Origin of the sequence: Spelaeicoccus albus, assembly GCF_013409065.1 — a bacterium.
GTDB classification, from domain to species: Bacteria; Actinomycetota; Actinomycetes; order Actinomycetales; family Brevibacteriaceae; genus Spelaeicoccus; species Spelaeicoccus albus.
Window position 1 is genome coordinate 2,098,056 of the sequence record NZ_JACBZP010000001.1, and the last position, 18,713, is coordinate 2,116,768.

The 18,713-nt window shown below is 64.0% G+C and carries 18 protein-coding genes; 17 read left to right on the plus strand and 1 reads right to left on the minus strand.

The window, feature by feature from the left end:
* Positions 1-131: 131 nt before the first annotated feature.
* The 11 genes from BJY26_RS09705 (at position 132) to BJY26_RS09755 (ending at position 11,359) form a co-directional block, all read left to right on the plus strand.
* Positions 132-1,325, plus strand: a complete 1,194-nt coding sequence (locus tag BJY26_RS09705; RefSeq protein ID WP_237249066.1) for an ROK family transcriptional regulator — start codon at positions 132-134, stop codon at positions 1,323-1,325.
* Positions 1,326-1,526: 201 nt separating this feature from the next.
* Entirely contained in the window at positions 1,527-2,849 is a 1,323-nt protein-coding gene (locus tag BJY26_RS09710) for an ABC transporter substrate-binding protein (protein WP_179427759.1), read from the plus strand.
* Positions 2,850-2,934: 85 nt separating this feature from the next.
* On the plus strand, positions 2,935-3,906 hold the full coding sequence (locus tag BJY26_RS09715) for a carbohydrate ABC transporter permease (protein ID WP_179427761.1): 972 nt from the start codon (positions 2,935-2,937) through the stop codon (positions 3,904-3,906).
* Positions 3,899-4,738: a carbohydrate ABC transporter permease gene (locus tag BJY26_RS09720; protein WP_179427763.1), complete on the plus strand. Its 840-nt coding sequence runs from the start codon at positions 3,899-3,901 to the stop codon at positions 4,736-4,738. Before BJY26_RS09715 ends, BJY26_RS09720 begins: the two co-directional genes overlap by 8 nt.
* A gap of 79 nt (positions 4,739-4,817) precedes the next feature.
* A complete protein-coding gene (locus BJY26_RS09725; RefSeq protein ID WP_179427765.1) occupies positions 4,818-5,930 on the plus strand; it encodes a hypothetical protein in 1,113 nt (370 codons plus the stop codon).
* Positions 5,927-7,135: a dipeptidase gene (locus tag BJY26_RS09730; protein ID WP_179427767.1), complete on the plus strand. Its 1,209-nt coding sequence runs from the start codon at positions 5,927-5,929 to the stop codon at positions 7,133-7,135. Before BJY26_RS09725 ends, BJY26_RS09730 begins: the two co-directional genes overlap by 4 nt.
* A gap of 99 nt (positions 7,136-7,234) precedes the next feature.
* Positions 7,235-7,705, plus strand: a complete 471-nt coding sequence (locus BJY26_RS09735; protein ID WP_179427769.1) for a hypothetical protein — start codon at positions 7,235-7,237, stop codon at positions 7,703-7,705.
* The gene (locus BJY26_RS19560) at positions 7,698-9,110 is read left to right on the plus strand and encodes a sensor histidine kinase (protein WP_218852353.1); all 1,413 of its coding nucleotides are present in this window, start codon (positions 7,698-7,700) and stop codon (positions 9,108-9,110) included. The genes BJY26_RS09735 and BJY26_RS19560 overlap by 8 nt, the downstream gene beginning before the upstream one ends.
* Positions 9,107-9,769 (plus strand): response regulator transcription factor, encoded by a 663-nt coding sequence (locus tag BJY26_RS09745; RefSeq protein ID WP_179427771.1) that lies wholly within the window; start codon positions 9,107-9,109, stop codon positions 9,767-9,769. The genes BJY26_RS19560 and BJY26_RS09745 overlap by 4 nt, the downstream gene beginning before the upstream one ends.
* Positions 9,770-9,878: 109 nt before the next feature.
* The gene (locus BJY26_RS09750) at positions 9,879-10,559 is read left to right on the plus strand and encodes a DUF4956 domain-containing protein (RefSeq protein WP_179427773.1); all 681 of its coding nucleotides are present in this window, start codon (positions 9,879-9,881) and stop codon (positions 10,557-10,559) included.
* Positions 10,559-11,359 carry a polyphosphate polymerase domain-containing protein gene (locus BJY26_RS09755; RefSeq protein ID WP_179427775.1) on the plus strand — a complete coding sequence of 267 codons (801 nt, stop codon included), beginning with the start codon at positions 10,559-10,561 and terminating at the stop codon, positions 11,357-11,359. Before BJY26_RS09750 ends, BJY26_RS09755 begins: the two co-directional genes overlap by 1 nt.
* A gap of 57 nt (positions 11,360-11,416) precedes the next feature.
* Here the strand turns inward: BJY26_RS09755 and BJY26_RS09760 are convergent, their stop codons facing one another.
* Positions 11,417-11,989 carry a peptide deformylase gene (locus tag BJY26_RS09760; RefSeq protein WP_179427777.1) on the minus strand — a complete coding sequence of 191 codons (573 nt, stop codon included), beginning with the start codon at positions 11,987-11,989 and terminating at the stop codon, positions 11,417-11,419.
* 189 nt (positions 11,990-12,178) lie between these two features.
* On the opposite strand from BJY26_RS09760, the gene cysK reads away from it, so the two are divergent.
* The 6 genes from cysK (at position 12,179) to ilvD (ending at position 18,675) form a co-directional block, all read left to right on the plus strand.
* Positions 12,179-13,108, plus strand: coding sequence for a cysteine synthase A (gene cysK / locus BJY26_RS09765; RefSeq protein WP_179427779.1), 930 nt, complete (start codon positions 12,179-12,181; stop codon positions 13,106-13,108).
* A gap of 3 nt (positions 13,109-13,111) precedes the next feature.
* A complete protein-coding gene (gene epsC, locus BJY26_RS09770; protein WP_179427781.1) occupies positions 13,112-13,705 on the plus strand; it encodes a serine O-acetyltransferase EpsC in 594 nt (197 codons plus the stop codon).
* Positions 13,706-13,854: 149 nt separating this feature from the next.
* Entirely contained in the window at positions 13,855-15,225 is a 1,371-nt protein-coding gene (locus BJY26_RS09775; protein ID WP_179429895.1) for a dicarboxylate/amino acid:cation symporter, read from the plus strand.
* A gap of 109 nt (positions 15,226-15,334) precedes the next feature.
* A complete protein-coding gene (locus tag BJY26_RS09780) occupies positions 15,335-16,270 on the plus strand; it encodes a 2-hydroxyacid dehydrogenase (RefSeq protein ID WP_179427783.1) in 936 nt (311 codons plus the stop codon).
* Positions 16,270-16,872: a hypothetical protein gene (locus BJY26_RS09785; RefSeq protein WP_179427785.1), complete on the plus strand. Its 603-nt coding sequence runs from the start codon at positions 16,270-16,272 to the stop codon at positions 16,870-16,872. Before BJY26_RS09780 ends, BJY26_RS09785 begins: the two co-directional genes overlap by 1 nt.
* Before the next feature lie 63 nt (positions 16,873-16,935).
* Complete coding sequence (gene ilvD / locus BJY26_RS09790; protein ID WP_179427787.1) at positions 16,936-18,675, plus strand: dihydroxy-acid dehydratase; 1,740 nt, start codon at positions 16,936-16,938, stop codon at positions 18,673-18,675.
* Positions 18,676-18,713 lie beyond the last annotated feature (38 nt).

Below are 18,713 nucleotides of genomic sequence, written 5' to 3' on the forward strand. Positions count from 1 at the left end.
ATCGACTATGCCATTCGACAGTAGATCAGCTTTTGACGACGGTCAAGCAAAAGATGCCTGACAGAAATTATTCTTTTGGAGTATGACAGGCATAATTGCCGCATGCTATTTGTAGGTACATGGTGAACCCGGTGCGAGACCAGTCCGCAGCAGGCACGTTGTCCCGTGCCGGAGACCTCTTTCAGTTGCTTCGCGACGGCAAGGCGCGCACGCGCGCCGAGCTTGCCTCGACGACCGGGCTGGCGCGCTCAACTGTTGCGTCGCGCATCGATGCGCTGATCTCGTCGGGCTTCGTCGGCGCGGCCGGCGAAGCTGCGTCGTCCGGCGGGCGCCCGCCGTCCCGGTTTGCGTTCAATCCCTCGGCTCGGATCGCCATGGCCGTGGATGTCGGCGCCATGCACGTGGTCGTCGCCCTGACGGACCTGAACGGCACCGTGCTGTCCGAGGAGCGCGGCGATCTCGAAGTGGCGGCCGGCCCGGACGTCGTCCTCGACTGGGTGATTGACAGCGGGAGTCGCCAGATCCGTCAGATCGGACGGCCGGCGTCGTCCCTGACCGGGATCGGGATCGGCCTGCCGGGGCCGGTCGAGCATTCCACGGGTCGACCCGTCAACCCGCCGATCATGCCGGGGTGGGACGGATTCGACGTACCGGCGCGTGTGCAAAGCACCTTCGACGTGCCGGTGCTGGTCGACAACGATGTCAACATCATGGCCCTCGGCGAGCAGGCGACGTTTTGGCCGGGCGACGACAACCTCTTGTTCGTGAAGGTGGCGACGGGTATCGGCGCCGGAATCATCAGCAGTTCGCGCCTCCAGCGCGGCGCCGTCGGCACTGCCGGGGATCTTGGGCACGTACGGGTGCCTCGCGGTGAGGGGGTGGTGTGCCGATGCGGCAACATCGGGTGCCTCGAGGCCTTGGCGTCCGGCCCGGCCATCGCCAAGAGTCTCAGCGAGATCGGACTGCCCACGGCCGGCCGCGAAGATTTGCTCGAGCATGTGCGGCATGGACGAATTCAGGCCATCCAAGCACTTCGGCAGGCCGGACGCGATGTCGGCGATGTGCTTGCCACCTGCGTCAATTTGCTCAACCCGTCGGTCATCGTCATTGGCGGGAGCCTGTCCCACTTGGGTGAGCATCTGATGGCGGGAGTGCGTGAAGTGGTGTACCACCGTTCGCTTCCGCTGGCGACCTCGAGCCTAAGGATCGCGCCGTCCATGGCCGGTGATCAGGCAGGCGTCTTGGGGGCCAGCCGGATGGTCATCGAGCATGTGCTCTCGCCGGCAAATATCGAAGCGGCAGTCGCCCCGAACGGCGAGAACTGAGCCGGGTCGCCGCGCTGCGCCACTAGCGGTGCAATGCCCGTTTTAGGCAGCTGCATGCTTTCGTTTTGCAGCCCAAACTGTGTGTCTACGATCCGGAAGATGCCGATTAGTTATCAACTTTTGCTTGACGCTCGTCAAAAGCTGGCCTAGGTTGAACCTAGCCGAATCATCGGGTGCACAAAACGACGAGGGAGTCCAGTGGTGAAAACTTCTAAAACTTTGGTGGGTATTGCGGCGGCCGTCGCATTGACGCTCACTACCGCGGCCTGCGGTAACGGCGGTTCCGACAACGCTTCATCAAACGGCGATTCCAAAACGCTCACCTATTGGGCGAGCAACCAGGGCACGAGCATCCAGAACGACAAGGACGTGTTGAAGCCCGAACTGAAGAAGTTCGAAAAGAAAACGGGCATCAAGGTCAATCTGGAAGTCATCGGCTGGAACGACCTGCAAACCCGAATTCAAACGGCCATCACGTCGGGCCAGGCTCCGGACGTCGTCAACATCGGCAATACATGGGCCGCCTCATTGCAGGCCACGGGAGCCTTCCTGCCGTTCGACTCGGCAAATATGAAAGCGATCGGCGGCAAGGACAAATTCGTCGAAACGGCGTTGAAGACCGGTGGCGCGCCGGGCAAGACGTACACGTCCGTGCCGCTCTACGGGCTGGCGTACGGCCTCTACTACAACAAGAAGATGTTCGCCGATGCCGGGTTGAAGCCGCCGACGAGCTGGCAAGAGCTCGTCACCGACGCCAAGAAGCTGACCAATCCGAAAAAGGACGTCCACGGCCTTGCCCTTGCGGCGGGCAGCTACACCGAGAACGCGCACTTCGCGTTCATCAACGCGGCACAGGACGGCGGCGGATGGTTCGATTCGAAGGGCCAGCCGACGTTCACGAAAGCGGGCAACATTTCGGGCATCAAGCGCTACCTCGACCTGATGCAGACGGACAAGGTCGCGCCGACGTCGAATGCGCAATATGACAACGGCACCAAATCCGTGAATGACTTTGCCAACGGCAAGGCTGCAATGGTGATCAATCAGAACAACGCCGACAACTCGATTCGCTCGCAGGGCATGAAGCCGAATGAGTACGGCGTCGTGCCGTTCCCCGCGCCGACGGGCGGCCAGCCGGTCGCCAGCCACGTGGCCGGAATCAATTTGTCGGTCTTCAAGAACACGGACAACAAGGCCGGCGCGCTGAAGTTCGTCAAGTTCATGACGAGCAAGGATGTGCAAAAGACGCTGGACAAGCCCTACTCGGCGCTTCCGGTGCTGAAAGACGGCAAGGTGACGTTCACGTCGAAGGCCAAGGAGGCCAAGACGTTCCAGAAGATCTACAACACGATGTCCAAGCCGCTTCCGCTGGTGGCCAATGAGGACCAGTTCGAAAGCACTGTCGGAAAGGCGATGAACAAGATGTTCGCGCAGATCGCGACAGGGAAGTCCATCACCAAGAGCGACATCAAGCAAGCACTGTCGACGGCGCAGCAGCAAGTGGCTGCCTCCTCAGCCGGCTGACACTCGCGAGTAGAGGCGGGCGGAGCCGGCATTGCACCGGCTCCGCCCGCCCTACGGCAATCAACCCGTGAGACGAAAGGATTCCATGTCAGTCGTGACGAAGTCTCCGGACCGCAAGGTCCGAAGGCGTGGGGGCGCACCGGAACGCCGGCGACGCAAGCCCGGATGGTGGCTGCCGTACGCGCTGCTCGGCCCCGCAGTGCTGTTCGAGATCCTCGTTCACCTGATTCCGATTGTCATCGGCGTCTGGATGAGCTTCATCAAACTGACGAAATTCTTCATCGCCAATTGGGGTGCGGCTCCGTTCGCCGGCCTGGCGAACTTCCGCATTTCCCTCGACTTCAGCGGCGTGCTCGGCAAATCGCTGCTCAACTCGTTCTTGATCACCTGTGCATTCACCGTATTGGCCGTTGGCCTGTCGTGGGTGCTCGGCATGGCCGCCGCCGTGGCGCTGCAAAAAGCGTTCAAAGGCCGCGCGATCTTTCGCACGCTGTTCCTCGTGCCGTATGCGCTGCCCGTTTACACGGGCGTCATCGCGTGGAAGTTCATGCTGCAGAAGGACAACGGTGCCATCAACCACCTGCTGGTCGACAATCTGCACGTGCTGGGCGACAAGCCGTTCTGGCTTCTCGGTGACAACACCTTCGTTTCGATAGTGATAGTGGCAGCTTGGCGGCTCTGGCCGTTCGCCTTCCTGATGCTGATGGCCGGCCTGCAGAGCATTCCCGAGGACCTGTACGAAGCAGCGGCGATCGATGGAGCCAAACCATTTCGTCAATGGACGAACGTGACGCTGCCGATGCTGCGCAGCGTCAACACAGTCGTCCTGCTGGTGATGTTCCTTTGGACGTTCAACGACTTCAACGTGCCGTACGTGCTGTTCGGCACATCCGAACCGGCGGGCGGCGACCTCATCTCGTTCCACATCTACAACACGTCGTTCCTGACCTGGAACTTCGGTCTCGGCTCCGCGATGTCCGTTCTGCTCGTCGTCTTCCTGCTCATCGTGACGGGCGCCTATCTCATCCTGACGAACCGGAGGGCCCGCCGTGCGTGAGACCAAACCCGAAAAGCTCTTCCGCGTGATAGTGCTCGTCGTGCTGTCGCTGTTCACGATCCTGCCGCTCTATGTGATGATCACCTCGTCGATCAAGCCCCTCGGCGACGTCCAGAGCGCGTTCCAATGGATACCGAAGCACCTGACGATCCAACCCTTCATTCAAATGTGGTCGACTGTGCCGCTGGCAAGCTACTTCGTCAACAGCATCATCGTGTCGGCCGCGGCAACTCTGTTCAGCGTGGCGATCGCGATCTTCGCGGCCTTCGCCGTGTCGCGTTACAAATTCTTCGGCCGGAACGTGTTCACCACCACTGTCCTTTCGACGCAGATGTTTCCGGGCATCCTCTTCCTGTTGCCGCTGTTCCTGATCTTCGTGAACATCGACAGGTCGCTCGGTGTTCAGCTGGTCGGTACGAGGATCGGGCTGATCATCACGTATTTGACCTTCTCGCTGCCGTTCTCGATCTGGATGCTTGTCGGGTATTTCGACGGCATCCCGCGCGAACTGGACGAGGCGGCGAAGGTCGACGGGTCATCGCCCCTGGGGGCCTTGTTCCGCGTCGTGCTTCCCGCCGCGAAGCCCGGGTTGACGGCCGTTGCGATTTATTCGTTCATGACGTCCTGGGGCGAGGTGCTCTTTGCCTCGGTCATGACGACCGACGCCAACAGAACGCTTGCCGTTGGTCTGCAACTGTATTCGACGCAGACGAACGTGTACTGGAACCAGATCATGGCCGCCTCGCTGATCGTGAGCATCCCGGTGGTGGTCGGGTTCCTCGTACTGCAACGGAGCTTCGTGGCGGGCCTGACGGCCGGCGCCGTCAAGTAAAACGCCGATTCGCGACATGGCCGGGTCACGCCGTCCCCAGTAGACTTGACTGAGTGCTGAAGGGAACGAGGTGGCGACCGTGAGCGGATTTATCGGCAGGCCGGACGGTGCCGGGCGTCGCCGTACCGCCCCGGGGTGGCGTGAGCTGCACCGGGCCGAAGTCGGCCTGGCACGTCCGAATTACCGGATTCTGGACGTCGGCAGTGCGCCGGACGCGGTCCGGCGCCGCTGGGCGGCCAGGCAAGTACGAATGAGCGCCGGCATTCCGGGACGGCTGTACCCCGAATCGTTGCTCGGCCGGAACGTGATAGCCAGCCGCGCATGGGTCTGGGGGTTCGGCGTTGCCACGGTGCTGGCCGAGGCCGGCTCGTCCCTCGTCCTCGTCCCGTCGTCATTGCTCGGCCTGATGCCTGCCGCCGGCACCGGCGGGGCACTCGGAGGGATAGCCGTCATCGGCGGGGGCGCTACCGCAGTCACCGGTTGGCGGTATTGGCGCGATCCGAAAAGGCTGCGCCGTCGCGAACGCGCAGCGGCCCGTGCCGCCATGTGGATCACGCCTGCCGCGTTGGGATATCGGCGAGCGAAAGCGCTCGGCCGCACCACCGACGAAGAACGGCTATTCCACCTTGCCGTGCACACTGCCGAAGGAATCGTGGCAACGAATGCGTGGCGTTCTTCGTTGTTGGACGGACATCGCGTTCGCCTCGATCTCGACGAGAACCTGAGCCAGATCGGCAGACGGCTCGTACACATTCGCCGGCTGCGCGATGAAATGGTTGCGGCCGACGGCCCGGCCACTCGTCGCACCATTGACGGGTACCGACGTAGCCTGGACCAGGCGTTCGACTCGATCGCGGGCCGAGTCGTTGCCCTGCACGGCTATCTGAACCAATTGCGCCGGCTGGACGGCGGGTTGGCCCGCCTGGCGCAAGCCGAACACGCCGAGTCACTGTCCGATCGCGTACTCGATGTGTTGGCTGCCACGGCAGCCGACACGACTGCGGCCGAGCAGATCTCCGAACTTGGCGTGCAGGCCGTCGACAGCGCCGCATCGGTCGACCAGCTCCTCGGCGAACTGGCCGAGACCGTCAGCACGTTCGACAGCGGAGCATTTGCCGAATTCCCCGCGGGCGCCGACGGGCCGGATTCCCCCGATGAGCCGGGTTCCGCCGGCCGTAAAGGAGACAAATGACCCGCCTGCTGATCGATACGCATAACGATCTGCCTGCGGCGCTGCGAGAAAAAGCGGGCTATGCGGTGTCCGGACTCGACCGGGTCAGGCCGGAGTTGCATACCGACCTGGTCAAGCTGAAGGCCGGCGGGCTGTCCGCCCAGTTCTGGTCCGTGTGGGTGCCGTCCGATCTCGCTGAACCGGACGCCGTGGCGGCGACGATGGAGCAGATCGACGCCGTCTACCGTCTCGTTGCCGAATATCCGCACGTCTTTGCGTTTGCCGCGACGGCGGATCAGGTCGACAACGCAGTCGCCGGCGGCAGGATCGCTTCGCTGCTCGGCATCGAAGGGGGACACTCGATCGGTGAATCGCTCGGCGTCCTGCGCTCGTTCGCCCGACTGGGGGTGCGGTACATGACTGTGACGCACAATGACGACACGTCGTGGGCGGCATCCGGCACGGGGGAGCGCCAGACAACCGGGTTGAACGCCATGGGGATCGCGATCGTGGCGGAGATGAACCGGATCGGCATGATGGTGGACATCTCGCACACGGCCGAGTCGACGCAGCTCGATGCCCTTGCAACGTCGCGCGCCCCGGTGATCTTTTCGCACTCGTCGTGCCGCGCCGTCGCCGACCATCCGCGAAATGTGTCGGACGCGGTGCTTGAAAAGATGGCCTCACTCGGGGGAGTCCAGCACGTGACGTTCGTGCCCGGATTCGTGTCGCAGCCGCGCATTGACTGGCGACTGCGGATGCTCGAGGTCAGGGCGGAGCTCGGGCTGCCGGGCGACGGTGCATCGGCGTTCGCCGAGGCTCCGAAACCCGGCGAATCACCCGCGGACGTGATGGTCCGGAATGACGAGCTGCTCGGAGCCGATCCGGACGCCGGTCGGCCGGAAACCGCCCGCGCTGATTGGGCGCGCTGGCTCGAGGAGAACCCTGCCCCCGCCGCAACCGTGAACGACGTCGTACGCCATATCGAGCATGCCCGGGACGTGGCGGGTGTCGACCACATCGGGCTGGGCGGCGATTTCGACGGCACCGGCGAGTTGCCGGTGGGGCTTGAGGACGTCAGTTGCTACCCGGCCATCTTCACCGAACTGAGCGCTCGCGGGTGGTCGGAATCCGATCTGGACAAATTGGCCGGCGTCAACACGCTCCGCGTGATGCGTGACATCGAGGACGCCGCCGAGGATCTCATTGTGCCCGGCTTCGCGTAACTCCCCGCCGGTAGGTCGCCGCGTTTTGCGGGCCGGGAAATGAGAATCTTCTCATCTGGGTCTTACTTCCACCCCACCTTGTCTCGACAGGCTTGAACCATGTCACGAATCGGCTGGGCTGTTGTGCCGGCCGGGCTCATCGTCGCGGCCGGCATCTATTGGTTCGCGGACACGATGGTGATCCCCGATGAGCCCGACCTTGGACCGGCAGTCGTCGTCACTCCTACCGAAACTCCCACGCCGCATTCGCCGTCACCGTCCCCCTCCATACCGCCGACGAGATCCGGCATCAAACCACCGGTGTACTCGCCGGCGCCATCGTCGAAGCCGCGCACCACGCAGCCGTCGGAGACGACGCCGGACCACGAGTCTCCGGACTCCTCGACGCAGCCGAAGAAGCGTACGAAGGCTCCCGAGAAGAGCTCGCACGGCAGCACCAGCGAGCAGGACGGCGCTTCCAAGGTTCGTCACCGGCCCCCTCATCACTCGCGGGATGGCGATGAGGACGATGATGGTGACGACGATGGCGACGGCGATGGCGACGATGGGGGAGACGGCGACGATGACTGAGCGTCGCGGTCTGTCGGCACGCGCCCGCATCTTGGCATGGATCATGCTGATCGTCTCGGTCGCGGCCGTCGCGATCGTGGTGCTCACCGGAAGCGCCCTGATCTCCCGCGTGAACGCCGCAACCAACACCGAACTCGGCCATGAGGTCGCCAAGTTTCGTGCGTTCGCGGCCGATCCCGAGCCCGAGGCCCGAGGTGACACCTCCACGGTTTCCGGGTTATTGACCAGCTACCTGTGGCACAATCTGCCCGATCGTTCGGAAGCGCTCTTCAGCATCGTGAACGGGAAGGCGGACCGCCGTACGGTCGGCGATCCGCCGGTACGGCTCGATTCCAATCGCGCATTCGTCCGGCGGGCGGCGTCCGCAACGAAACCGACGTCGGGCACGATAGCGACCTCGGCCGGCAAAGCCGAATATGTCGTCGTACCTGTCCGTATCGTCGGTAAAAGTGCCCGCGGCCAGCTCGTGATCGCCGAGTTCGTGGCACCCGCGTACGACCACGCATGGTCGACGATTTGGACGATGTCTGCCATCGCGTTTGCCGCGCTTGTCGTGGCGGCCGTCACGGGATGGTTCGTCGCAGGCCGTGTCCTCGCGCCCATCCGCAAGGTGCGAGAAACCGCCGCTCGGATCAGCGACACCGATCTCGGACGGCGCATCGATGTCGTCGGCTCCGATGACGTCGGCCGGCTGGCACAGACGTTCAACACCATGTTGGATCGCCTCGAGACCGCGTTCGACGGACAACGCCGCTTTCTCAATGACGCCGGACATGAACTTCGCACGCCGATCACGGTGGTCCGCGGGCATCTCGAAGTAATGGGCGACGATCCGGACGAACGCGAGCAGACCATGCATTTGGTCGACGACGAACTCCGGCGCATGTCTCGAATCGTCGACGACCTGATCATGCTGGCGCGCAGCGAGCGGACTGACTTCGTCGTGCCGGGACCGACCGATCTGACGGACCTCGTCGTCGAGAGCTTCACGAAAGCCACTGCCCTCGCCGACAGGCGATGGTCGATCGACGAAACCCCTGAAGGCATCGCGATTGCGGACGGTCAGCGTTTGACCCAGGCACTGCTCCAGCTGACGTCCAATGCCGTCGCGCACACGGGGCCGGGCGACCGGATCTCGATGGGCGGCCGGTTGTCCGACGGGCGGATCCGGCTGTGGGTGGCAGATACCGGAACCGGGATCTCGCCGGCCGACCACGAACGGATTTTCGAACGATTCGCCAAAGCTAGCCATTCGCGCCGATCGCGCGGCACCGGCCTCGGGTTGGCGATCGTGTCCAATATCGTCGAAGCCCATCATGGGACCGTCAGCGTCGAATCGGTGCCGGGACGCGGCACCACTTTCACCCTTGAACTGCCTTGGAACCGAACGATGGAGGGCCCGTGAACCGTATTCTCATTGCCGAAGACGAGGACCGCATCGCATCGTTCATTCACAAGGGCCTGACAACGAACGGATTCCGCTCCGAAACAGTCGCCGACGGACATTCGGCCGTTGAGTTCGCCAGGACCGGCGACTTTGACCTGATCATTCTGGATATCGGTCTTCCCGGCCTGGACGGATTCAGTGCCTTGCGGCGTATCCGCGCCGACCGCAACGACATCCCCGTCATCATCCTCACGGCCAGGGATGCCGTCGAAGACACGGTTGCGGGCCTGTCGGGCGGCGCCGACGACTATATGCGCAAACCGTTCGCCTTCGACGAACTTCTCGCCCGCGTCCGGCTCCGTCTTCGTTCGGAGCCGGGGCAGGAAACCACGCTGCTCAAAGTCGCGGATCTGTCCCTCGACGTCCGCACCCGGCGAGCACTCGCCGCCGACAAAGCAGTGGACCTGACCACCCGGGAGTACGCGCTGCTTGAAGTGTTCATGCGTCACCCCGATGTCGTGCTGACCCGGCAACAATTGCTCAGCCAAGTGTGGGGATTCGATTTCGACCCGGGCTCCAACGTGGTCGATGTCTACGTACGGTATTTGCGCACCAAGCTCGGCACGGACCGTATTGAAACCGTGCGCGGCGCGGGTTACCGCCTGCGTGCGCAGTAGCAGTCGACAGGCAGTGCTTGCGAACATGTGAAGCCTCTCATTTTCGCTTCATGCCCCTCTTATCGGCTACGCACAGGATGAGTGGTGCACGCTAAATAAGGAGCACACCATGTCATTTGCCATCGCCATCGGAACCGATCTGGCCGCGATTATCATCCTCGCCTATGCGCTGTACTTTCGCAGGCATCAGCGGCGCGACCTCATGCTGTCCTACATTGCATTGAACGTCGGCGTCGTCGCCGTCACGATTGCCCTGAGCTCGGTCGAGGTCGGCATCGGACTCGGTATCGGATTGTTCGGGATTCTTTCGATAATCCGGCTGCGCTCCGATCAGATCACGCAACAGGAGATCGCCTACTACTTCGTGTCACTGGCGCTCGGCTTGCTGGCGGGCTTGCGCCCCTCGCCGCTGTGGATCACGCCGGCGCTGTCGGCGCTGGTGCTGTTGGTGATGGTCGTGGTCGACAGTCCACGGGTCGCGCCGCGCGCTCGTCGGCACTCACTCACCGTCGACCGCGCATTCCTCGACGAGGCGGCGCTGACGGCGCATACCGAACAGCTGCTGGGTGCGCACGTGACGCGAATCGAAGTTTTGAGCGTCGACCTGGTCCGTGACGTCACGGTGATCGACGTCCGCTACCGACTCGCGGCCGGCCGGTCGGGCCGGCGGGCCGTCGACAACTCGTCCGTCGAATCCCTGCCGGCAAATGCCCCGCGTACGATGCACGCTGCAGCAAATGTCGGGGTGGCCGCGAGCCGCCCGGTCCGCGGAACCGAGCGGGTCTCCTGATGCCCGTTGTGCCGCCCCGGCCGACCCGACGTCCCGACACGTCCGGCCTGTATTCGGCAATGAGTTCGCTGCCGCCGATCTCGCTGACCGAGCTCAACGCGCAGGCCGAGTTGATGACGCGCGTCGACCGCAAATATTTCGTTCCGCGCGAGCTGTTCGTCGACCTGCTCGAACGGTCGGCAGGGCAATTCCGCGCTCTTCAGATCGGCCGTACCCGGGTGTTCCGGTATAGGACCATCTACTTCGATACCCCGCAATTCGAATTCTTCCGGCAGCATGCGCAGGGACGTCGGCACCGGTTCAAGGTGCGTACGCGCACTTATTGCGAATCCGGCGACTGCCGTCTCGAAGTGAAGTCGAAAGGTTACCGGGATCGGACAGTGAAACAGCGAATCGCACACGATCCGACACGCTCGGCAGCGCTCAGCCTCGGCGACCTGGACTTCATCGGTCGGATCACCGGCACGGATCCGACAGGCTTGCGACCGGTGCTCGAAACGCTCTACCGCCGTGCGACTTTGTGTCACGACGATCAACGCGTCACGTGTGACATCGAATTGCAGAACACGGCCGGAAGTCTGGTGCATGAGGGGCCGAGCGATGTGCTCGTCGAAACAAAGTCCTCCGGGTCGGCCGGGCCGCTCGATCTGCTGCTGCGATCTGCGGGCGTCCGGACGCACTCGGTCAGCAAATACTGCGTGGCGGCATCATTGCTTTATCCCGAATTGCCGCATAACAAGTGGAATCGGACGCTCAGCCGCTATTTCGGCGCCGAACCGCGGTACCAAACGGCAGCCTAGACTTGCCGCCTCCCGGGAAGGGCAGGAGAGCAGAGAGGGCAACGGACCGGCGGACAGTCAGTGACCGAACGGGTCGGGATCGACGCCCGGCATCCAAGTCAGCCCCGGCACACCCCAGCCGTTGGCCTTGATCGTCTTTTTGGCCCGCTTCGCCCACCGGGCGTTCAACCTGTCGATATACAGCTTGCCGTCCAAATGGTCGTATTCGTGCTGCATGCATCGGGCAAACCAGTCCCTCGCCTCGATCTCGACCGGGGCGCCGTACTGGTCGACACCGTTCACGCGTGCCCAGTCGGCGCGTTTGAGCGGAAAATGCTCACCGGGGGCCGACAGACACCCCTCGGCCTCGTCATCCTTGTCCGGGGCCGTGCCCGGCACCTTCGACGTGGCTATGCGGGGATTGACGAAGACTCCGCGGCGCGGCGTGCCGTCGTCGGCTTGCATGTCGTAGACGAAGATACGTTTGCCGACGCCGATTTGGGGAGCGGCAAGCCCGACGCCGTTCGACGCGTCGAGGGTGTCGAACATATCCGCCACCAGCTGCTCCAAGTCGTCGTCGAAGGCTTCGACTTCGGCCGCGCGAGTGTGCAGGACGGGCTGCCCGAGGATCACGATCGGATGGATAGTCACGTTTGCAAATCTTAACTGGTCGGCTATATTCGAGGCAGGCGGCTTGCCCAGCCCGCTGAACAACCGGAATAAGACAATGCGGCGGATCGTTGCCGCTACATAGTGCAATCAACAGCTGAAGCCATTGGCTGGGTGATTTTCTTTTCGAGCTACACGAATAGATCAAACCCAAGCGCAGAGGTGAATGCATTGCAGATTTACAACAACGTCTCCGAACTCGTCGGCCGGACCCCGCTTGTCCGCCTGAACAAGGTGAGCGAAGCCACCGGGGCGAACGTGATCGCCAAGCTCGAGTTCTACAACCCCGCGAACAGCGTCAAAGACCGCATCGGCGTGTCAATCATCGACGCCGCCGAGAAGTCCGGCCAGTTGAAGGCCGGCGGCGAGATCGTCGAAGCCACCAGCGGCAACACCGGAATCGCTCTGGCCATGGTCGGCGCGGCCCGCGGATACAAGGTCAAGCTGGCCATGCCCGAATCGGCAAGCAAGGAACGCCGCGCATTGTTGCGGGCATTCGGAGCCGAACTGGTGCTCACGCCGTCCGCCGAGGGCATGAAAGGCGCCGTCGAGAAGGCCGAACAGATCGGCGCCGACGAAGGAGCCGTCCTGGCTCGCCAGTTCGCCAATCAAGCCAACGTCGAAGTTCACCGCGCCACCACCGGCCCGGAGATCTGGAACGACACCGACGGTCAGATCGACATCTTTGTGGCGGGTATCGGCACGGGCGGAACCATCACCGGAGCCGGTCAGTACCTGCGCAGCCAAAAGAGCGACGTCAAGATCGTGGCCGTCGAGCCCGCCGATTCGGCAATTTTGAACGGTAAGCCGGCCGGCAGCCACAAGATCCAGGGCCTGGGTGCGAACTTCATCCCCGAAATCCTGGACACGAACATCTACGACGAGGTCGTGGACGTGGAAAACGACGACGCGTTCCGTGTCGCCCGCGAAGTCGCCGCCGATGAAGGTGTGCTCGTCGGCATCTCTTCCGGTGCGGCCGTCTGGGCGGCGACTCAGGTGGCGTCCCGCCCCGAGAACGCCGGCAAGAACATCGTCGTGATCATTCCGTCGTTTGGCGAGCGGTATCTCTCCACGCCCCTGTATGCCGGATTGATGGACTGAACCATGTCGCTCGTCTCTCGAATGCGAGAGGACCTGCAGACTGCTCGGCGCCGCGATCCGGCGGCGCCCGGCAATCTGGTCATGGTCCTCGGATATCCGGGCTTGCACGCCACCTGGGCGCATCGCGCGCAGCATTGGCTGTGGAACCGCCGAGGCGGTCGATCGGCCGCACGCCTGCTGTCCCAGGTCACGCGAGCAACCACCGGAGTGGAAATCCACCCTGCCGCCGTCATCGGACGCCGCTTCTTCATCGATCACGCCATGGGTGTGGTCATTGGCGAGACGGCCGAGATCGGCGACGACGTGATGCTCTATCACGGCGTCACATTGGGCGGGCGGTCCATGGAGGCCGTCAAACGCCACCCGACGATTGAGGACGGCGTGACGATCGGCGCGGGCGCCAAGGTGCTCGGGCCCGTGGTCGTCGGCGCGGGTGCGCAAATTGGCGCCAACGCAGTGGTCGTCCACGACGTGCCGGCCGGCGCCATTGCGGTTGGTGTTCCGGCCAAGATCCGCGGTGACGCGAAGTCTCATCCGGAGCCGACGCAAGACAGCACCGTCGAATGGGAGCTTGCCGACCCGGCGCTCTGGATTTAACCGCCCCGCCGTCCAATTCACTGCGTAGTCCATGCCTACCCCTATGCCCATTTCCCGCCAAAGGCCGCATGGTCGCGCGCACGATCAATGAAAGGTAGACCGTGACGGTCGCAACCGAAACCGAATCAAAAAAGAAACTGCCGAAGTGGATGACGTCGTTCGGCGTCCAGGTCGTGACCGGCCTTGCGCTCGGCATCGTTGCCGGGCTCATCGCGGCAGCCATCGGAACCGGAGCCAATGGCGCCGACAATCCACTGACGAAAACTCTCGATGAAATCGGCAGCAATTATGTGATGCTGCTCAAAGCAGCGGTGATTCCGCTGATCATCACAGCGATCATCTCGAGCATCGCCAATCTGCGGGAAGTGTCGAATGCGGCGCGCCTGGCCTGGAACACGCTGCTGTGGTTCGCGATCACGGCATGCATCGCCGTGTGCATCGGCATTGCTCTGGGCCTGACCATCCAGCCCGGCGAGCACGCCGGCGGCAACCTCCAAGCCGGTGCCGCAGACGCATCCGGGTCCTGGCTCGCGTTTCTGACCGGACTCATTCCGGCGAACTTCCTCGGTCTGGAAGCACAGACCGAGGGCACCGGCGAAGCGATGAGCGTCGGAGTCGATTTCAACGTGCTGCAGGTGATTGTGGTTGCCGGCGCGATCGGCATCGCCGCTCTCAAGGTCGGCGCAAAGGCCGATCTGTTTTTGAAGTTCAACGAATCGGCGCTGGCCATCGTGCAAAAAGTACTGTGGTGGATCATTCGATTGGCGCCCATTGGCACCTTCGGCCTCATCGGCAACGCCATCGCCACGTACGGAACGCCGACGCTGCGTTCGCTCGCCTGGTTCATCGTGGCCATCTACGCCGGTCTCGTGCTTGTGCTCTTCGTGGTCTACCCCGTGCTGATCAAGAGCCACGGCTTGTCCATCAAACAGTACTTTTCCGGCGTGTGGCCGGCCGTCCAGCTGGGCTTCGTCAGCCGGTCGTCGATCGGTACGCTGCCGTTGACGCAACGCGTGACCGAGCGCAACCTCGGAGTGCCGCGCGCGTATTCGGCGTTCGCCGTTCCCCTCGGCGCGACAACGAAAATGGACGGCTGCGCCGCCGTCTACCCGGCGCTGGCCTCAATCTTCGTTGCCCAGTTCTACGGCATCGATCTTTCACCGGTGCAGTACCTCTTGATAGTGCTGGTGTCGGTGGTGGGGTCGGCCGCGACAGCCGGCACGACCGGCTCGGTGGTGATGCTCACGCTGACGCTGTCCACCCTCGGCCTGCCGCTCGGAGGCGTCGGACTGTTGCTGGCCATCGACCCGGTGCTGGACATGGGTCGCACCGCCATCAACGTGGCGGGTCAAGCGCTCGTGCCCACGATCGTTGCCAAACGCCAAGGCATCCTCGATCACGAGCTGTACAACGCGCGGCGGAGCGGCATTCCGTTCGACAACGGCGACTCCGACGAGCAGCTCTTGCCGAGCAGAGCGTTGACCCCGGCGACGGCACCGCAAGCAGCGAGCCGGCACTGACCGGAACGCGCTGACCGACCGCAAGCCGGGGAGCGCGTGAGGGCGCCCCGTGAAGGCGCACCTGCCCGGCCGGGCAGGTGCGCTTTGTCACGGATGCGACAATTTTGCTATGACAACTCTGGGATTACAGACCATAGCGGTGCCGAACGACGATATGCGCGATGCGCTGGCCGACCACGCCGGCGATCTCGAACTTGTCGTGTGGAACGGCGACATGGACATCACGGACGATATCCGGGGCCGCGTCGGGGGAGTCGTCCTGCCGTATATGCACGGCGGCACCACGTTGAAACACCTTCGCGACCTGCCCAGCCTGAAATACGTGCAAGGGCAGAGCACCGGCTACGACGGCGTGGTCGAGGCCGCGGGCGACGGCGTCACGGTCTGTAACGCGTCGGGGGTGCACGCGGCGTCAACGGCCGAGCTGGCCATCGGTCTGATTCTGGCCTCGCTGCGCGGCATCGACGACGCCGCCCGCGATATGCTCACCGAATCGTGGTCGCCGGCGCGCCGTCCGTCACTCGTCGATCGTCGGGTCCTCTTGATCGGCGTCGGTGGCATCGGCGAGGAGATCGCGTTGCGGCTCGACCCGTTCGGCGTCGAATTGACGCGCGTGGGCACTCGCGCACGTTCCGACCGGCGCGGCCCGGTGCACGGCACCGACGAGCTACCCGATCTGCTGCCGGACGCCGAGATCGTCATCCTGATGACGCCGCTGACCGATACGACGCGCGGACTCGTCAATGCGGACTTCCTGGCACGGATGCGCGACGGCGCACTGCTCGTCAACCTTGCCCGAGGGCAGGTCGTCGACACCGACGCGCTCGTTGCCGAACTGAGCATCGGGCGCATTTTCGCCGCTCTCGACGTCGTCGACCCCGAACCGCTGCCCGTCGGCCACGCCTTGTGGAAAGCGCCCGGCGCCCTCATCACGCCGCACGTCGGCGGCAACACGTCTGCTTTCGAACCGCGGATTGAAGCACTGATCGGTGATCAGTTGCGCCGCATCAACGCCGGCGAGCCGCTCAGCCACCAGGTGAACTGATGGCGAGCTACTCGATTGTCCGGCTGCAGGTGCAAACCGACAGGCTCAAGCCGGGATCGGCGCCGCACCGCTACTATCACCCGGAGCGAATCCTCTCGGTGCCGGTGCTCGACGTGGGTCCGGACGGCGCGTCGGGCATCGGGCCGGACGGCCCCGTCGTCGACGTGCACAATCGAAATCACCCCCGCACGCGGGACCCCAAGGGCAAAGCCGGGCTGACGGTGCTGGGCACCGGCGATTACGAGCGGATCCGACGGCGATACGGACAGCACGTCACCGACGGCATCGCGGGCGAATCAATCCTTGTCGACGCGCCCGACGGGCTTGCAGGCGGGCAGGGGGAGCGGGCGTGCGTCATCACGGCAAACGGTCCCATCGAACTGCGGTCGGTGCGCGTGGCCGCGCCGTGCGTGGAGTTCTCCCGGTTCTGCCTGGGCGAAGAGATGTCCGACACCGTGTCCGCCGACGTCCGCGAGGCGCTGAAGTTCTTGGACGGCGGCATGCGCGGCTACCGCGCCGTCGCGTGTGCAGCGGGCAGCATCGCCGTTGGCGACAGTGTGGAGTTCTCACCGTCCGCCGACTCAGGGGATCTCTCCACGTAAGACCGCCGTATCGAAATGCGGGCGCCTACCCGTGCCCCGGCGGGCCGTCCTAGACTCGTAGCCATGAGCGAGAATGACGGTGCCCCAGCAGATCCCACCACCAGCGCCAACGGCGCGCCCGATATCAAACCGCGTTCGCGCGATGTCACGGACGGGCTGGAAAAGACCGCGGCGCGCGGTATGCTCCGGGCCGTCGGCATGGGCGACGACGACTGGGACAAGCCGCAAATCGGCGTCGGTTCGTCGTGGAACGAGATCACGCCGTGCAATATGTCTTTGGACCGGCTCGCCAAGGGCGTCAAGGACGGCGTCCACGAAGCCGGCGGGTACCCGCTGGAATTCGGCACCATTTCGGTGTCGGACGGCATCTCGATGGGCCACGAGGGCATGCACTTCTCGCTGGTGTCGCGCGAGGTGATCACGGACTCGGTTGAAACCGTCATGAGCGCCGAACGCATGGACGGCTCGGTTCTTCTGGCCGGCTGCGACAAATCGATCCCCGGCATGCTGATGGCCGCCGCCCGTCTCGACCTGGCGAACGTGTTCTTGTACAACGGTTCCACCATGCCCGGCTACGCCAAGCTGTCCGACGGCACCGAGCGCGAGGTCACGATCATCGATGCGTTCGAGGCAGTCGGAGCGTGCCGTGCCGGACGCATGTCCATGGAGGACCTGACGTCCATCGAAAAGGCGATTTGCCCCGGCGAGGGCGCCTGCGGGGGCATGTACACGGCCAACACCATGGCCTCGGCCGCCGAAGCCATGGGCATGTCGATGCCGGGGTCGGCGGCCCCGCCGGCCATCAACAAGGCTCGCGATCAATTCGCCGTCGAGTCCGGCAAAGCAGTCGTCGGAATGCTCCGCCGCGGCCACACGGCCCGCGACATCATGACCAAGGAAGCGTTTGAAAACGCCATCGCCGTGGTCATGGCGTTCGGCGGTTCGACAAACGCCGTCCTGCACCTGATGGCCATTGCCCACGAGGCCGAGGTCGACCTGCAGCTTGCCGACTTCGACAGGATCGGCAACAAGGTCCCCCATTTGGGCGATCTCAAGCCGTTCGGCCGGTACGTCATGAACGACGTCTACAAGATCGGCGGCGTGCCGGTCATCATGAAGGCGTTGCTGGACGCCGGGCTGCTCCACGGCGACTGCCTCACCGTCACCGGCAAGACGGTTGCGGAGAACCTTGCCGAGGTGCGGCCGCCGGACCCCGACGGCAAGATCCTGCACGCCTTGAACAACCCGATCCATCCCACCGGCGGACTGACCATCCTGCATGGCTCCCTGGCGCCCGGCGGCGCCGTCGTCAAGACCGCAGGCTTCGACTCGGCCGTCTTCGAGGGCACCGCGCGCGTGTTCGATCAAGAACAACCTGCCATGGCCGCCGTCCTCGATGGTGAGATCAAAGCCGGCGACGTCATAGTCATCCGGTACGAGGGGCCCAAGGGCGGCCCGGGGATGCGCGAGATGCTGGCCATCACGGGCGCCATCAAGGGCGCCGGCCTGGGCGCCGACGTCCTGCTGCTCACCGATGGACGGTTCTCCGGCGGTACGACGGGCCTGTGCATCGGGCACGTGGCGCCCGAAGCCGTGGACGGCGGACCGATCGCCTTCGTCCGGGACGGCGACACCATCCGCGTCGACGTGGAGAACCGGACCCTCGACGTCCATGTCGACGACGCGGAGCTGAAGGCGCGTGCGGAAGGCTGGGAGCCGTTGCCGCCCCGCTATACCAAGGGTGTGTTGGCCAAATACCGCAAACTTGTCGGGTCGGCGTCCGTCGGCGCGGTCTGCGGTTAGCCGCCACGGTTGCAAAACGCCCCGCCGCGTATAGACCG

Bases quoted from the DNA above. Each gene is read 5' to 3' on its own strand.
- BJY26_RS09785 (WP_179427785.1), top strand. From the start codon at position 16,270: ATGGCGAGCTACTCGATTGTCCGGCTGCAGGTGCAAACCGACAGGCTC.
- BJY26_RS09780 (WP_179427783.1), top strand. From the start codon at position 15,335: ATGACAACTCTGGGATTACAGACCATAGCGGTGCCGAACGACGATATG.
- BJY26_RS09775 (WP_179429895.1), top strand. From the start codon at position 13,855: ATGACGTCGTTCGGCGTCCAGGTCGTGACCGGCCTTGCGCTCGGCATC.
- BJY26_RS09715 (WP_179427761.1), top strand. From the start codon at position 2,935: ATGTCAGTCGTGACGAAGTCTCCGGACCGCAAGGTCCGAAGGCGTGGG.
- BJY26_RS09750 (WP_179427773.1), top strand. From the start codon at position 9,879: ATGTCATTTGCCATCGCCATCGGAACCGATCTGGCCGCGATTATCATC.
- epsC (WP_179427781.1), top strand. From the start codon at position 13,112: ATGTCGCTCGTCTCTCGAATGCGAGAGGACCTGCAGACTGCTCGGCGC.
- ilvD (WP_179427787.1), top strand. From the start codon at position 16,936: ATGAGCGAGAATGACGGTGCCCCAGCAGATCCCACCACCAGCGCCAAC.
- BJY26_RS19560 (WP_218852353.1), top strand. From the start codon at position 7,698: ATGACTGAGCGTCGCGGTCTGTCGGCACGCGCCCGCATCTTGGCATGG.
- BJY26_RS09735 (WP_179427769.1), top strand. From the start codon at position 7,235: ATGTCACGAATCGGCTGGGCTGTTGTGCCGGCCGGGCTCATCGTCGCG.
- BJY26_RS09730 (WP_179427767.1), top strand. From the start codon at position 5,927: ATGACCCGCCTGCTGATCGATACGCATAACGATCTGCCTGCGGCGCTG.
- BJY26_RS09755 (WP_179427775.1), top strand. From the start codon at position 10,559: ATGCCCGTTGTGCCGCCCCGGCCGACCCGACGTCCCGACACGTCCGGC.